We start from the raw sequence: 12,977 nt of genomic DNA, 5'->3' as shown, positions 1-12,977 counted from the left end.
TCCCTCTACCTCTGGGAGAGGGCTAGGGTAAGGGGCTTTGGTTTTTCCGCCCATGCGCCGCATTCGCCAGTTGCCCGGTATCCACTCGCACAAACACCGAATCGCCCACGGCCGTCAGCACATCCCCGGCAAACACCTCACAGATCACCCGGGTCTTGCGCCCGACGTCACCCTCGACTTTCGCGCGCAGAGTCAACGGCACGCCCATCGGCGTCGGTTTGATGAACTTGATGCCGAGGTTGCCGGTGACGCAGTCGATGCGTGGCAGGCTGCCGGGTTCGCGGTTTTCAGCGCGGTAGTGGTAGGCCATGGCCGTCCAGTTGGAATGGCAGTCGACCAGCATCGCGAGCAGGCCGCCGTAGACCAGGTCCGGCCAGCCGCAGTACTTGGCGTCGGGCAGGTGTTCGGCGATCACGTGAACGCCGTCTTCGTGCCAGCGGCTTTTGACGTGCAGACCGTGCGGGTTACGGCCACCGCAGCCGTAGCAGACGCCTTCAGGTGCGGCGAGGTCTTGCAAAGGGGTAACGAGGCTGGACATGGTTTTTATTATCCTGGAGGGTTGAGTCCGGTCAGGCGCAAGCGGTTGCGTCCGCCGCGTTTCGATTCGTAGAGAGCGGCGTCGCCTTGTTCGATCAGCGCCGTCAGGTGCGCGGGCGGCTTGTCGAACAGGCTGGCGCCGATGCTCAGGGTCACCGCAGCCGTGGTCGGGAACGTCTGGGAGGTCATGCTCAGAAACTGCTCACGCAACGCGTTGCCCAGTTCCATGACGCGCTCACCCGAGGTGCTGCTGAGCAAAATGACAAACTCATCACCGCCCAGGCGTGCGGTCAGCGCATTGCGCGGCAGCACCGAGCGGATCATCTCGCTCAAGGCGATCAGCAAACGATCGCCAGCGGTGTGGCCGTATTGGTCGTTGACCAGTTTGAAGTTGTCGATGTCGATCAGCAGCAAGGCGCCGGGATGCGCCGGCGAAACCTGTTCAAGCAGGCGCGGCGCGCGTTTTTCCAGGGCGCGGCGGTTATACAAAGCGGTCAGCGGGTCGCGCTCGGCGAGGCGGGCGATCTGTTTTTCGCGGCGATAACGCTCGGTGCCGGTCATCGACAGGGCGATCAACATGATTGCCATCGCACCCTCGACCAGGGAAATCTGAATGATCTCGCCGCGAAACACCGCCAGATCGATCAGCGTGCCGGGGATCACCACGGTCAAGGCTTTGGCCACGTAGAAAAGCCCGTGACCGAGCAGCACATAGCGCAACTGCACCGCGCCGACGCTCAACGATTTGCCATGGGGGCGCAGCAGCGAGCTGGCCTTGAGGGTCGACAGCGCCACCAGCAACGAATTGGCCGCCAGCATGACCTTCGACCACAGCGGCCCCTCCGGCAACAGCAGCAAGACCAGCCAGGTGACAAAGATCAGGTACCAGGCCGTCGACAAGCGTATCTGGGTGAAGCGCGCCACGCCGAGCAGAAACAGGAAATGCGCGGTCACCAGCAGGCCGTTGGCGAACCAGATGCCGATCAGCAAAAAGCCGCTGCTGCGCAGCGGGGCCAGGGTGGAGCCGACGGTGATGGTGGCAAAACCGGCGCTCCAGAACAGCAGCGAAGGCTCACGAATGCTGCGCCATTCGATCGCCAGGTACAGCGCTGCGGCGGCTGCGAGGGCGATGGAAAGGGTCAGCATCGTAGGTGGGTCGAGCGGCATTTCTTGATGAGCCTGTCTGAGTGGCAGTTTGACCGGCGATTGTAAGCGTTCGGGCGGCTTTTTCGCAGAGGTCGTGTTGCCGCGCAGATCATTGGCAGCGGGGAAGGCGCGGTCGCTCGCCGCCACCCTGACCGCCGTGCCGATCGGTCATGGCTTGGGCTCAAGCCAGGTGTCGACGACTCGGCGATCCAGCTCTTCCCAATAGGCCATGCCCAGCACCCGGGTGGTGTTAAGCCCGCGCAGGTAACCGCGCAACTGGTTGGCGGTGTCTTGGATGAGCTGCGGGTCGGTAATGCCTTTGTCCAGCAATACGCTTTCGTACTGAACCAGATATTCGGCCACACGCTCGCGAAAATCGGGCAGAACGGCGTCACGGATCAGGTCAAACGTTCTCAAGGCGAACTCCTTATGGGCTGTTTTTCTCGTTGTGGTTGAGTGTGTATCAGTCTGCACGTCACGCAACTATTGCTAGAAGTAATAGTGACCATCACGAAACGCAAGTTCTGCTTTGTCGGCAATCGGCGGAAAATCGCTTCCATCGAACACGCAGCTCAAGGAATTTGCGCGATGAACACCCTGACCCGACTGGCTTTGGTCGCCCTGCTGACGGGCGGAGCACTCTTCACTGCACCGACTTACGCAGCCGATGCCGGGTCGTGTCACTTCCAGACCCTCACCGGCAGCAGCGCGACATTGCAGCATTCGCAAACCGTCGGCGTGTTGCTCAGCGAGAACACCCTGGACAACCTGCAATACCTTGAGCGTTACCACGACATGGCGGTCAACGGCGCGAAAGATGCGCTCGACTCGCGAATTCGTGAAGCCTTTGTCAGCAGTTCCGATCCGGAACTGGCCATCGACTGGCTGGTGAGTTCGCTGCAACAACAGTTCTTGTCGGTGACCGTTTACGACAACCTCGATGCATTGGTGCAGGCGCATCCCGACGTGGTGGTGAAACTCGACACCTTCAATCGCTTGCTGACGCAGCAAAACAGCCTGGTCGAAGCACGCTTTACCGCGCGTTTCTACGACGCCGACCTGCAATACATCGGCAAGGCTGAAGGTGCTGTCGAGAAACAGTTGCCATCGGTCTGGGTGCATAACCAGGCGGCACCGGCCATCGCTGCGCAGATCGATAAACAGCGTGACTTGCAACTCAACGCCTTGAAGCAATTCGATGTGTCGCTCAAGGCGTTGGTGGCGTCGAGCTGAACACTTAAAACATAAATGGCAACGGCGGCTCCGTGAGGCTGAACCGTTGCCGGTTGAACCGAACCTTTATTTTCAGGATGACACCGATGCGTCTTTTATTTGTGCCAGCTCTGGCCGTTGCCTCTTTGCTGCTCGCCGGTTGCGCTTCGGCGCCGAACAATCCGAGCCTGACGCTGCAGACCAGTAAGACGCCTGCGCAGTACGCCGATTGTGTAGTGCCGAAGTTGCAGGGCAGTGCGTTGAACCCGACGGTTTCGCAGACTCAGCGTAGTTATCGGATTGTGGTGCCGAGCAAGATTTCTGCTGACAACGTGCTGGAGGCTTATAAAGCCGGTAATGGCGGCAAGGTGTTTATCTATGAGCGCCATTTGTTGGCTTCGAATCTTTTGCCTTCGAGTTTTGAGCGGGCGGCGCAGGATTGCATCTGATTTTGGCTTTTGTACGGATTTGACTGAGCTCCTTTGGTTGGCCGCAACCAACCAATTTTTTGCCTCGCGCCCTTATGTGGCTGCGGGGCTTTTTTTTGTTTGGGCTTGGCGGCCTTTGGGCCGACCATGCTCGGGGTGTTCTTTGTGAATATCCGTTGCTGCGGTGATGGCTTATTACGGTTTCGCCCTTACGGCGACTCACTTGTTTTCAAACGCCAAAAAAAGTAAGCAAAAAACGCTTGCTCCTACGTGCGGCCCGCTCGCTGGGGCTCGGGGTTCCTTCGCTGCGGGATCGATCCGGGCGCAGCGCCTACGGTTTGCTTCGCTGCACCTCCTCTCGCTGTGTTTGGCTGCGCCAAACGGTCGCTACGCTCCCACCCCCGGATCAATCCCTCCACTCAGCCTTCCGACGTCGCCTTACAGATCAAGATCAAAAGCAGGCGAGCTGACACTCGGCCTATTGAGTGGTGAAGAGCGGGGCGTGGTCGGCTTTGGATTTGTGGTGGTGCTTCCCCTCACCCCAGCCCTCTCCCGAGGGAGAGGGGGCCGATCTGTGGGCTTTTCACAGCCTGAGTTCAACGCGGTATCGCACGTCGGTGTAACTCTCCCAAACACCACCGTCAGTTCCCTCTCCCTACGGGCGGTCCGACGTTTCGGGAGGGCTAGGGTGAGGGGCTTTTGATCTGGGCTATGCAGCCGGTTGCTGTAACATGCGGCGACTTCACTTAGGCGAGCAGCGAAAATGGATTCTCACTCGATATTGACCTTCACTGTGGTCGCGGCGATTGCTATCGCCAGCCCGGGGCCTGCGACGTTGATGGCGATCAATAACAGTCTGGCTCACGGGCAGCGCAGCACGATCTGGTCGTCGCTGGGTAATGCCAGCGGTCTGTTCTGTCTGTCGGCGGCGGCGATGTTGGGGCTGGGGGCGTTGTTGGCTAGTTCTGAAGTGTTGTTTAACGCGGTGAAGATCATCGGGGCCGGGTATCTGTTCTACCTCGGGGTCAAGCAATTGTTCAAAAAGGGGCCGATGCTGCCGGATGGGATTGAAGGTGAGGCGGGCAGAGTGCGACCGACTCGCGGCAAGCTGTACAAGTCGGCGTTCCTGACGGCGGTGACCAATCCCAAGGCGACGATGTTTTTTACTGCGTTGTTTCCGCAGTTCATTGATCAGGGCGCGACGCTGCTGCCGCAGTTTCTGATCCTGACCTCGATCTTCATGGCGTTGTCGGTGTCGTCACTGAGTGTCTATGCCGCGCTGGCTTCGCGCGCGAAGGGCGTGCTGACCCGTCCGGCGTTGTCCCGTTGGGTCAGTCGTGTGGTTGGTTCGACCTTTATCGGTTTTGGCGCGGCGATTCTGACAATGCGGCGGCAGGCGGCTTAAAGCCATTTGTACCGGGCCGGGAATCTCGCCACGAAGCAGGTTCCCGACTCGGCGCTTGAGGTCACGCTCAAGGTACCGTTGTGCGCCATCGCGATCTGCGAGGCGATATACAGCCCCAGCCCCAAACCCTCGCAACGTTGCCCGGCCTCGGCCCGGGAGAACGGTTCAAACAGCAGTGGCATCAGTTGCGCTGGAATCGGTGTGCCCTGGTTGGTCAGGGAGATCACGATCTCGTCATTTTCCGCATACGCCTTGAGGACGATTGGCGCGCTGTTCGAGCCATGGGTGGCCGCGTTACCCAGCAGATTGGAAAGCAATTGGCTGATGCGCAGCGCATCGCAATAAATGCCCGCCGGCACATCCAGTTCATGGATAAACACCGCTTGGGGATGGGATGCTTGTACCTCGGCGAGGGTCAATTGCAGGGTGTGCTGCAAGTCGTCCACCAACTTGCGCTGCACCGGAATCCCGCCACCCAGACGTCCTCGGGCAAAGTCGAGGATGTTTTCGATCAACACGCCCATGCGCACCGAGCTGTTGCGAATCGCCGCAATCAGGTTGAGCGAACGCTTGTCTTCGGTTTTGCTTTCCAGCAAGTCGGCGCTCATGCGCACCGCGCTCAGTGGTGTGCGCAAGTCGTGGCCGAGAACGGCGATGAATTGCTCGCGCAGGCGCCCGAGTTCATTGGCGTTGTTCAGCTCGATCTGGGTCGCTTCCAGATGGCGTTGCGTGTCCAGGTTCATGGCGATCAATTGAGCGAACAGGGTCAGTGTTTTGGTGATGGCCGGTTCGTCGATATTGGCCGGGACCGAGTCGATGGCGCACAGCGTGCCGAAGAAGTCGCCATTGGCTTTGACGATGGGAATGGAGATGTAGCTTTCCAGCCCATAGGTTTTCGGCGTGTGGTGCAACGAAAAGACCGGGTGCGCGCTGGCGTGCCCGAAGATCACCGGCTGCTTATGTTGGCGGATCTCGTGGCAGATGGTCGATTCAAGTACCAGTTCGCCACCGGGTTTGAGCCCGAAATCAATGGAGTCATCGACAGCGCATGCCACCCAGTTGCTTTCGGTGACCCGCGCGACTGCGGCGAAACGCATGCCGGTGAGGTGTTTGACCATGCTCAGGATGACTGGCACCGCGTCAATGCTGCGGATCGCGTCGATATCAGGGGTAAAGGCCGGATTGGTCATGGCGCGATGCTTCGTGAAGAGTTCGCTCAGAGACTAACGGTTATTGCTGCTCATGACTAATGAAGAGGCCAGAAAGTACAAGGGCGCCGTGGCTTTCCCCGGCGCCCTTGTTTGTTACTGATTAGAAGGTCAGCGACTCAGAACTTGTACTTCGCCGTCAGCATATAGCTGCGCGGGTTGCCGTAGTTGTCGTTGGAGCCCCACGTAACATTGGAGCCGATGGCGGAGTAGTAGACGCGATCAAAGATATTGTTCGCGTTGACCTGCAGATCCAGGTGTTTGTTGACCTCGTACCCGGCCATCAGGTCGGTGACCGCATAGCCGCCCTGTTCAAGGCGGTAGCTACCGTTATTGGCCAGAGCGACGTCGTTGTACATGCGGCTTTGCCAGTAAACGTTGCCGCCCACGCGCAGGTGTTGCAGCGGACCCTGGAAGCGATAGACGGTGGACACCTTGAACAGATGCTCCGGCGTGTCAGTTTCGAAACGTTGATTGTTGTTGGCCGGGTTTTCGTCCTTGATGTAGTGCGCGCGGGTATAGGTATAGCCAGCGCCGACCTGCCAGTTGTCGGTCAGCGCGCCTTGCAGTTCCATGTCCACGCCCTGGCTGCGTACCTTGCCCGATGAGCCGTAGCAGGTCAGGACCGGGCAGCCGAACTGATTGTCGGCCTGGGTGGCGCGGCCGGTCTGGTCCATCTGGAACACCGCCAGACTGGCGTTGAGGGCGCCGTCAAAGTACTCGCCCTTGATGCCCACCTCGTAGTTTTCGCCGACGATCGGTTCGAGCACCTTGCCGCCGAGATCCTTCTGGGTTTGCGGGGTGAAGATGTCGGTGTAGCTGGCGTACACCGAGTGATGGTCGTCAAGTTTGTAGATCAGGCCGGCATAACGGGTGAGGTTGCGCGTGACTTTGTAGTCGCCATCGGCCGTGCGGTCATCGTAGTCGTACCAGTCGAGACGGCCGCCGAGGATCAGCGTCAGCGGATCGGCCAGGCTCAGGCGAGTGGTCAGGTACACCGCGTCCTGGGTGGTGACGTTGCGGGTTTTGCCGTCCCGTACAAAATCAGGCTTGGGTGCGCCAATCGGCCAGGCCGTGGTGTACGGATCGTATTCCTTGGTGGTCGCGTCATACACCCGGTTGCTGGCCCCGACCACCAGTTCGTGGCTGCGGCCAAACGCTTCGAACGGACCACTGGCGAACACGTCGAGCGAGCGCTGCTTGTCGGTGTGATGGGATTGATAGGCCGTGGTTTCCAGCGGGCCGGCGTAACGCGACAGGTAAGTCCCGGAGAACTCGCCGTCGAGGGTCGAGGATGAGCCGGCGACGTGCAGTTTCCAGTCGTTGTCGAAACGATGCTCGACCTCGCCGAACACAGTATCGATCTGCAGCTTGCGGTTTTCCCAGTCGGTGCCCGGGTAGGTGGAGCGGGGCAGGTCGAGGTGGTGGCCGTTGGTGCCGATCGGCAGGCCGCCCCAGAAATAGTTGGTCTGTTCGTTCTGACGCGAGAAGCCGAGGGTCGCGGTGGTGCTGTCGCTGAGGTCGGCTTCACCGATGGCGTAGAACAGGCCATGGTCGTTTTCTTCCTTGTCGCGGAAGCTGTCGGCGCCTTGATAGGAACTGACCACCCGGCCACGCAGGGTGCCGCTTTCGTTCAACGGGCTGGAGGCGTCGATCTCGCCACGGTAGTCATCCCAACTGCCGGCGGCGCCGGTGAGGGTTACACGCTGATCGGCCGTCGGGCGTTTGCGCACCAGGTTGATCGCCGCCGAAGGGTTGCCGGCACCGGTGACCAGGCCGGTCGCGCCACGGACAATTTCGACGCGGTCGAACATTGCCAGGTTCGGTTGCACCGCCATCGAGAACGGCGAGTAGGAACTCGGCAGGCCGTCGTACATGATGGTGTCGATGTCGAAACCGCGCGAACTGTAAGTCTGCCGACCCGGGCCGCTGGCCTGACTGAGGAACAGTCCCGGCGTACCTTTCACCACGTCGTTGATGCTGGTCATATTCTGGTCGTCCATGCGCTGACGGGTGATCACCGTTACCGCTTGGGGCGTTTCGCGCATGGTCAGCGACAGCTTGGTCGCCGTCCGCATCGGGCCAGTGGTGTAGGACTGGGTGTCTTCGGTGGTGCTGCTCATCTGGGTTGCGCCGATTTCAGTCGCGTCCAGTTCCAGTGTGGTCGGCGCGGTTTTTTCAGGCGTGGCGGGCGTTGTCTCGTCGGCCAGTGCCGGTGCGATGCTGGCCATGCAGATGGCGAGTGCCAACAGGTTTGGTGAACGGTTTGAGCGGCGGTGAATAGTGCGAAACGACATCAATCTGCTTCCCCAAATGATACGAAAACGAATCCAGTGCGAGTGCGTGTAGGAATTATTCGCATTAGTGTGTCAGATCATTCCGGGTGAAGAAAGCCGTACGGCTCAGTTAGTTAACGAATTTTTCACAATTGACCGGAGGCTCTACCGCGGGGGATTGGCAGGAACGTGTGAGGGTTCGGGGGCGTGCGAGGGGCAAATCAGGGCGCAGCGGCCCGGCACAAGAAACTGCGCCGGCGCTGCTGATGGGGGCACGCTCAGCGGATGAGCGTGAGGCGAGGAGGGCTCAGTTCAGATCTTCGGCCTGGTGCCGCTCGGGCACTTGAGTCGCTTCATCGCCCCAAGTGCGATTGACGCGTTGTCCGCGAATGACGGCCGGCCGTTTGGCGATCTCCTCTGCCCAGCGCTGCACGTGCGTGTATTCGTGGGCCGCTAGAAACTCGGCGGCTGAGTAGACATTGTTGCGCACCAATTGCCCGTACCACGGCCAGACTGCGATGTCAGCGATGGTGTAGCTGTCGCCGGCCAGATAGGCGCTTTCGGCCAGACGCCGGTCGAGCACGTCCAGTTGCCGCTTGGCTTCCATGGTGAAGCGGTTGATCGGGTACTCCATCTTCTCCGGCGCATAGGCATAGAAGTGCCCGAAACCGCCGCCCAAGTAGGGCGCCGAGCCCATTTGCCAGAACAGCCAGTTCAAGGTTTCGGTACGGCCCGCCGGATCCTTCGGCAGGAATGCGCCGAATTTTTCCGCCAGGTACAGCAGGATCGAACCCGATTCGAATACGCGAATGGGCGGCTCGACACTGCGATCGAGCAGCGCCGGGATTTTCGAATTGGGGTTGATCTCGACAAACCCGCTGGAGAACTGATCGCCCTCGCCAATGCGGATCAGCCACGCATCGTACTCGGCAGCGCTGTGCCCCAACGCCAGCAGCTCTTCCAGCAGAATCGTCACTTTGACGCCGTTGGGCGTGGCCAGCGAGTACAGCTGCAATGGATGCTTGCCGACTGGCAGCGTTTTGTCATGGGTAGGGCCAGCAATCGGCCGATTGATGCTGGCGAACTGGCCACCGGACGGGGCTTCGTTTTTCCAGACCTGGGGCGGAACGTACGGCGCTTTGCTCATCTAAGGGGCCTCATCTTGGCAAGTGGAAAAAATACCTCGCTGATCATAGACAGGACACCACAGAACCCGCTTCCTGTACCAGAGCGCGATTGATCGGTCGCATCAGTCATTTCGCGCGCAGGTAGCGAACCCATTCGCTGGCTTTTCTGAAGCCATAAAAACCCAGGATCGAGACGGCGATGACCGCGATCATCGGCCCGATCACGCCCAGCCCTGTGGTCATCTGGGCGTAGGCCGCGAGGGACAGGGCAAGCACCGCATAGCCGGCGAGGTACTTCCTGTAGGCGATCAAGAGCGTTGGCACCATCAGGACGACGAACAGATGAGTGGCGATGGTGATCAGGATTTGTGCGACCAATTGGACAGGCACGCTGCCCATGGATGCCTGAGCCATGGTTATCTCGGCGTCGTACAGAAACATCTGCAGTGAAATGACAGTTATTGCGGCCATTACCAGCGCAGCCAACGCCGCAATTTTTGAGCGTTTCATCTGATCTCCAACGGGTGAAGCAACGTCTGATAAATGAATCTTTCAGCCTCAGCGCTGCGGCCATTGATCCTTGATTTCAAACCACGGCGCCTTCGAAGTGACTTCCACATGTTGCTGTTTTTCAGTGGTGAACGTCGTGTCGAGCGTGCCCAGCGCAACCGAGATCCAGCCGTTGAATTCCCCTTGATTGCTTGCCCAGAACAGCGACGAGCCGCAGTGCGTGCAGAACTGGCGTTGTACCGATTCAGACGATTGATACGACTTCAGCTGGTCAGCACCTTCCAGCAATTCCAGGTTCTGGCGCTGCACGCTGCCATAGCTGGCAAACGCCGCGCCGTGGCTTTTGCGGCACTGGCTGCAATGGCAATGCGAAAGCGCCTTGGGCCGCGAACGGATCTGGTATTTCACCGCTCCGCACAGGCAACTGCCCCGGAAGGTCTGAGGGGAGGGCGTGAGCATTGTTATTGCGAATCCTTGTAGGTAATGGCTTGTTTCAAGGGGGCAGGTGACGGCGCCAGAAACCCGCTGATCAGGGAAATCACCTGTTGCTGAATGACCGCACGCGGACGACCACCGTCGCCATCGGTGCAGATGATGCTGTCGCCCGGTACATCCTCGTCGAGCATGGCCACGGCGCCAGGTTTGCAGATTGCCATGAAACTGAAGTGACTGGCGTCGCTGATCTCGACGAAATGCGATGAGGTTTTTGGCAGACGTTTGGCGAGGTCGACGGACTCCAGTTCAGCGGGCAGTTCTTTCGACGGCACGCCGGCAGCGATCACCAGGATCGGCACGGGGTAGGCCGCGAGGCTGGCGTCGGTCATCCCGCGCGACAGGCCCAGATCCAGTGAAACCACGGCAGTGACGCGCTTGTCACGCCAGTCGGCGGCCAATTGAGCTTTCGCTTGCGCAGTGTTTGCAGTGTTCATTTGTTGGTAGGCGGTGCAACTGGCGAGTTGCGTGTGGACCTTGCAGTCTTCGGCAAATCGTTCGGGGTCGAAGCGCGCGCCGCCGGTTTCGAGCACTGTCCAGCCGCCGAGAGAATGGCCCACAACAGCAATTCGATCCTTGGTCACTGCGCCGAATTTTTCTGGCTGAGCCGTCACGGCATCGATGGCGCGGCTGAGGTCAACGGGGCGTTGCCACAGCTGCGCCGCTGCTTGCGGGCTGCGGTCGCGACTGGTGGTGCCGGGGTGGTTGACCGCCGCGACGATGTAACCTTGATGGGCCAGTGCACTGGCCAGCCATGTCTGGTTGATCCAGCTACCGCCATTGCCGTGGGACAGCACTACCAATGGATGCTCGCCCTTGGCGGCCGGGGCGTCGAGCACCGCAGGCGCACCGACGAAGACCGGGTTGTCGCCGAACAATTGTGGCGTCACAGCGGTGGTCGCACTCGGGTACCAGACGACCATTTCTACCGGGCGCTCATTGCGCGGATCCGCCAGCGTAGCGTACTGGAAACCAACGGGTTGGGCGTCAGCGAAGGCGTGGCTGCTCAAGCAGATCAGTAGCAGGGCAGTGAGCGTTTTTTTCATTGTTGTTATCTTCCGTGATGGGCCGATTGGGCGAGGTGGACTTTGCCCGATTTCGCGCGCTTCAGCGAGCCTCTTTGGACCCAGAATCTTAAACATTTTCCATCGGCCAGCGCGTGGCCAGATGCGCTGTCAAATAATCCAGAAAGGCTTTGACCTTCGGCGTCATCGCCGCACGTTCCTGCACGCAGGCGTAGATGTCCATCGGCTCGACAACGGAGTGGGTGGCGTCGCTGTGTTCAAACAGCGGCACCAATTGCCCGCTCGCCAGATAAGGCGCTGCGACAAACTCCGCCAGCCGGGTGACCCCGGCGCCGTGAACCGCCATTTGCGCCAGTGCATCAATGTCATCACTGATGGCGGTGGCGTTGATATTGGCGTCGAAACGCTGCCCGTCGCGGATAAAGCTCCAGCGCAGAAAACGCCCGTCCAGGGGATAACGAAAGGCCAGGCAGGCATGGTTTTGCAAATCATCCGGCGATTGCGGCCACCCGGCGCGCTGAAGATAGGCCGGCGCGGCGCACATGATGAAGGGCAGCGAAACGATCTTGCGCGCGACGATGCCGTCCTCCAGTTGCGGCTTGATCCGCAGGCTCAGGTCGATACCGTCCTGAATGTGGTTGATCTTGCCATTGGTGGTCGACAGTTCGATGAGCAGGCGCGGGTGCTGTGCGGTGAAGCCGGCAATCAGCGACGCCAGCACATGGCGGCCAAAAGCAGATGTCGAGGCGATGCTCAGCCGGCCCTGCAACTCGGTTTCATCGCTGCTGATCAAGCTTTGCGCCGATTCCAGATCCGCCGCAATCCGGCGGACTTTCTCGTAGTACACCGCGCCGTTTTCGGTCAGTGCCATGCTGCGCGTGGTGCGTTGCAACAGCCGTACACCTAGGTGTGCTTCTAGCCGATTGAGCGTTTGGCTGACCGCTGCCGCACTGACGCCGAGGGTCTTGGCGGCGCCGACAATCGAGCCGGCTTCGACCACTTTGATAAAACTGGCAATCGCCGCTAACAGATTCATTCATCGTCCCGTCGTGGGTTGATTCGTAAGTTCTGCTTTATAAAGTACCTGCGGCTGAGCGTCTAGTTGCGGCAGACCGGCTTTGCTAACGTGCGGTCTCCCTGTCAATGGATGGAAACGCCTTATGAATCAACCGACAAGCTCCGAAGCCCTGATCCTTAGCCGACGCAAGCTGTCGCCGCGCGCCACGCCGTATGTGTTTGCGTTGTACATGGCGACGATCATGGCATTCCTGATGTCGTTGGTGATCACCGCTGCCAATTCGGGCATTGATAACAACTACCTGAGTAATGCCTTGCACGCCTATAAGTTGGCGATGCCGGTGGCGTTCCTGTGCATCCTGGTCGTGCGGCCGATCGTGATCAAACTGGTCGCATGGACGGTGCATCCGCATCGTTGAAAGGCCCCGCCTCAGCAGTGACTGTTCTGGCGCCTTCGCGAGCAGGCTCGCTTGTATGGTAGGACTTGAAGGGAGGAGGAGGGACAAGGCTCGATTCTGACTGTTGACGCAGCACAGACCGTGGGAGATTTCGCCCCTCCTCCTTTCACCCAAGCGCCGATAAAGAATGCATCTG

Annotated in this window: 14 protein-coding genes; 4 read left to right on the top strand and 10 right to left on the bottom strand. The window is 59.7% G+C overall.

The features are described 5' to 3' along the window. Window positions 1-22: 22 nt before the first annotated feature. From CKW14_RS25800 to CKW14_RS25790, 3 genes are all read right to left on the bottom strand, one after another. Entirely contained in the window at window positions 23-538 is a 516-nt protein-coding gene (locus CKW14_RS25800; RefSeq protein WP_095126390.1) for a PaaI family thioesterase, read from the bottom strand. 8 nt (window positions 539-546) lie between these two features. Next, the gene (locus tag CKW14_RS25795; RefSeq protein ID WP_095126455.1) at window positions 547-1,704 is read right to left on the bottom strand and encodes a GGDEF domain-containing protein; all 1,158 of its coding nucleotides are present in this window, start codon (window positions 1,702-1,704) and stop codon (window positions 547-549) included. 147 nt (window positions 1,705-1,851) lie between these two features. Continuing rightward, window positions 1,852-2,100: a hypothetical protein gene (locus tag CKW14_RS25790; protein ID WP_093433206.1), complete on the bottom strand. Its 249-nt coding sequence runs from the start codon at window positions 2,098-2,100 to the stop codon at window positions 1,852-1,854. 171 nt (window positions 2,101-2,271) lie between these two features. Here CKW14_RS25790 and CKW14_RS25785 point away from each other — a divergent pair, with 171 nt between their 5' ends. The 3 genes from CKW14_RS25785 to CKW14_RS25775 all read left to right on the top strand — a co-directional run bounded on the left by CKW14_RS25785 (window position 2,272) and on the right by CKW14_RS25775 (window position 4,728). After that, window positions 2,272-2,916, top strand: coding sequence for an ATPase (locus CKW14_RS25785; protein WP_095126389.1), 645 nt, complete (start codon window positions 2,272-2,274; stop codon window positions 2,914-2,916). 86 nt (window positions 2,917-3,002) lie between these two features. Beyond that, window positions 3,003-3,344 (top strand): hypothetical protein, encoded by a 342-nt coding sequence (locus CKW14_RS25780; RefSeq protein WP_095126388.1) that lies wholly within the window; start codon window positions 3,003-3,005, stop codon window positions 3,342-3,344. A 742-nt stretch (window positions 3,345-4,086) separates the two neighbouring features. Further along, a complete protein-coding gene (locus tag CKW14_RS25775; protein ID WP_095049955.1) occupies window positions 4,087-4,728 on the top strand; it encodes a LysE family translocator in 642 nt (213 codons plus the stop codon). On the opposite strand, the gene CKW14_RS25770 is transcribed toward CKW14_RS25775, so the two are convergent. The 7 genes from CKW14_RS25770 to CKW14_RS25740 form a co-directional block, all read right to left on the bottom strand. Continuing rightward, window positions 4,725-5,918, bottom strand: a complete 1,194-nt coding sequence (locus CKW14_RS25770; RefSeq protein ID WP_095049956.1) for a GAF domain-containing sensor histidine kinase — start codon at window positions 5,916-5,918, stop codon at window positions 4,725-4,727. The two genes, CKW14_RS25775 and CKW14_RS25770, sit on opposite strands and share 4 nt — an antisense overlap. A 137-nt stretch (window positions 5,919-6,055) precedes the next feature. Then, complete coding sequence (locus CKW14_RS25765; RefSeq protein ID WP_095126387.1) at window positions 6,056-8,233, bottom strand: TonB-dependent siderophore receptor; 2,178 nt, start codon at window positions 8,231-8,233, stop codon at window positions 6,056-6,058. Window positions 8,234-8,519: 286 nt separating this feature from the next. Further along, complete coding sequence (yghU, locus tag CKW14_RS25760; protein ID WP_095049958.1) at window positions 8,520-9,359, bottom strand: glutathione-dependent disulfide-bond oxidoreductase; 840 nt, start codon at window positions 9,357-9,359, stop codon at window positions 8,520-8,522. Between the two features lie 106 nt (window positions 9,360-9,465). Beyond that, window positions 9,466-9,849, bottom strand: coding sequence for a hypothetical protein (locus CKW14_RS25755; RefSeq protein ID WP_095049959.1), 384 nt, complete (start codon window positions 9,847-9,849; stop codon window positions 9,466-9,468). Window positions 9,850-9,897: 48 nt separating this feature from the next. Then, a complete protein-coding gene (locus CKW14_RS25750) occupies window positions 9,898-10,308 on the bottom strand; it encodes a GFA family protein (protein ID WP_095049960.1) in 411 nt (136 codons plus the stop codon). Between the two features lie 2 nt (window positions 10,309-10,310). Further along, window positions 10,311-11,387 carry an alpha/beta fold hydrolase gene (locus CKW14_RS25745; RefSeq protein ID WP_095126386.1) on the bottom strand — a complete coding sequence of 359 codons (1,077 nt, stop codon included), beginning with the start codon at window positions 11,385-11,387 and terminating at the stop codon, window positions 10,311-10,313. Window positions 11,388-11,475: 88 nt separating this feature from the next. Beyond that, window positions 11,476-12,402, bottom strand: coding sequence for a LysR family transcriptional regulator (locus CKW14_RS25740; protein WP_095049962.1), 927 nt, complete (start codon window positions 12,400-12,402; stop codon window positions 11,476-11,478). A gap of 124 nt (window positions 12,403-12,526) precedes the next feature. Between CKW14_RS25740 and CKW14_RS25735 the strand changes: the two genes are divergently transcribed. Beyond that, complete coding sequence (locus tag CKW14_RS25735; RefSeq protein WP_095126385.1) at window positions 12,527-12,802, top strand: DUF2798 domain-containing protein; 276 nt, start codon at window positions 12,527-12,529, stop codon at window positions 12,800-12,802. Window positions 12,803-12,977 lie beyond the last annotated feature (175 nt).

Source organism: Pseudomonas sp. Irchel s3a12 (assembly GCF_900187485.1).
Lineage (GTDB): Bacteria > Pseudomonadota > Gammaproteobacteria > Pseudomonadales > Pseudomonadaceae > Aquipseudomonas > Aquipseudomonas neuropathica.
The sequence above is the reverse complement of the archived record's forward strand: the minus strand, read 5'-3'. Positions and strand labels throughout refer to the sequence as shown.

Coding starts and splice junctions, on each gene's coding strand:
- CKW14_RS25775 (WP_095049955.1), top strand. CDS start 4,087: ATGGATTCTCACTCGATATTGACCTTCACTGTGGTCGCGGCGATTGCT.
- CKW14_RS25795 (WP_095126455.1), bottom strand. CDS start 1,704: ATGCCGCTCGACCCACCTACGATGCTGACCCTTTCCATCGCCCTCGCA.
- CKW14_RS25750 (WP_095049960.1), bottom strand. CDS start 10,308: ATGCTCACGCCCTCCCCTCAGACCTTCCGGGGCAGTTGCCTGTGCGGA.
- CKW14_RS25765 (WP_095126387.1), bottom strand. CDS start 8,233: ATGTCGTTTCGCACTATTCACCGCCGCTCAAACCGTTCACCAAACCTG.
- CKW14_RS25780 (WP_095126388.1), top strand. CDS start 3,003: ATGCGTCTTTTATTTGTGCCAGCTCTGGCCGTTGCCTCTTTGCTGCTC.
- CKW14_RS25785 (WP_095126389.1), top strand. CDS start 2,272: ATGAACACCCTGACCCGACTGGCTTTGGTCGCCCTGCTGACGGGCGGA.
- yghU (WP_095049958.1), bottom strand. CDS start 9,359: ATGAGCAAAGCGCCGTACGTTCCGCCCCAGGTCTGGAAAAACGAAGCC.
- CKW14_RS25740 (WP_095049962.1), bottom strand. CDS start 12,402: ATGAATCTGTTAGCGGCGATTGCCAGTTTTATCAAAGTGGTCGAAGCC.
- CKW14_RS25755 (WP_095049959.1), bottom strand. CDS start 9,849: ATGAAACGCTCAAAAATTGCGGCGTTGGCTGCGCTGGTAATGGCCGCA.
- CKW14_RS25745 (WP_095126386.1), bottom strand. CDS start 11,387: ATGAAAAAAACGCTCACTGCCCTGCTACTGATCTGCTTGAGCAGCCAC.
- CKW14_RS25770 (WP_095049956.1), bottom strand. CDS start 5,918: ATGACCAATCCGGCCTTTACCCCTGATATCGACGCGATCCGCAGCATT.
- CKW14_RS25800 (WP_095126390.1), bottom strand. CDS start 538: ATGTCCAGCCTCGTTACCCCTTTGCAAGACCTCGCCGCACCTGAAGGC.
- CKW14_RS25735 (WP_095126385.1), top strand. CDS start 12,527: ATGAATCAACCGACAAGCTCCGAAGCCCTGATCCTTAGCCGACGCAAG.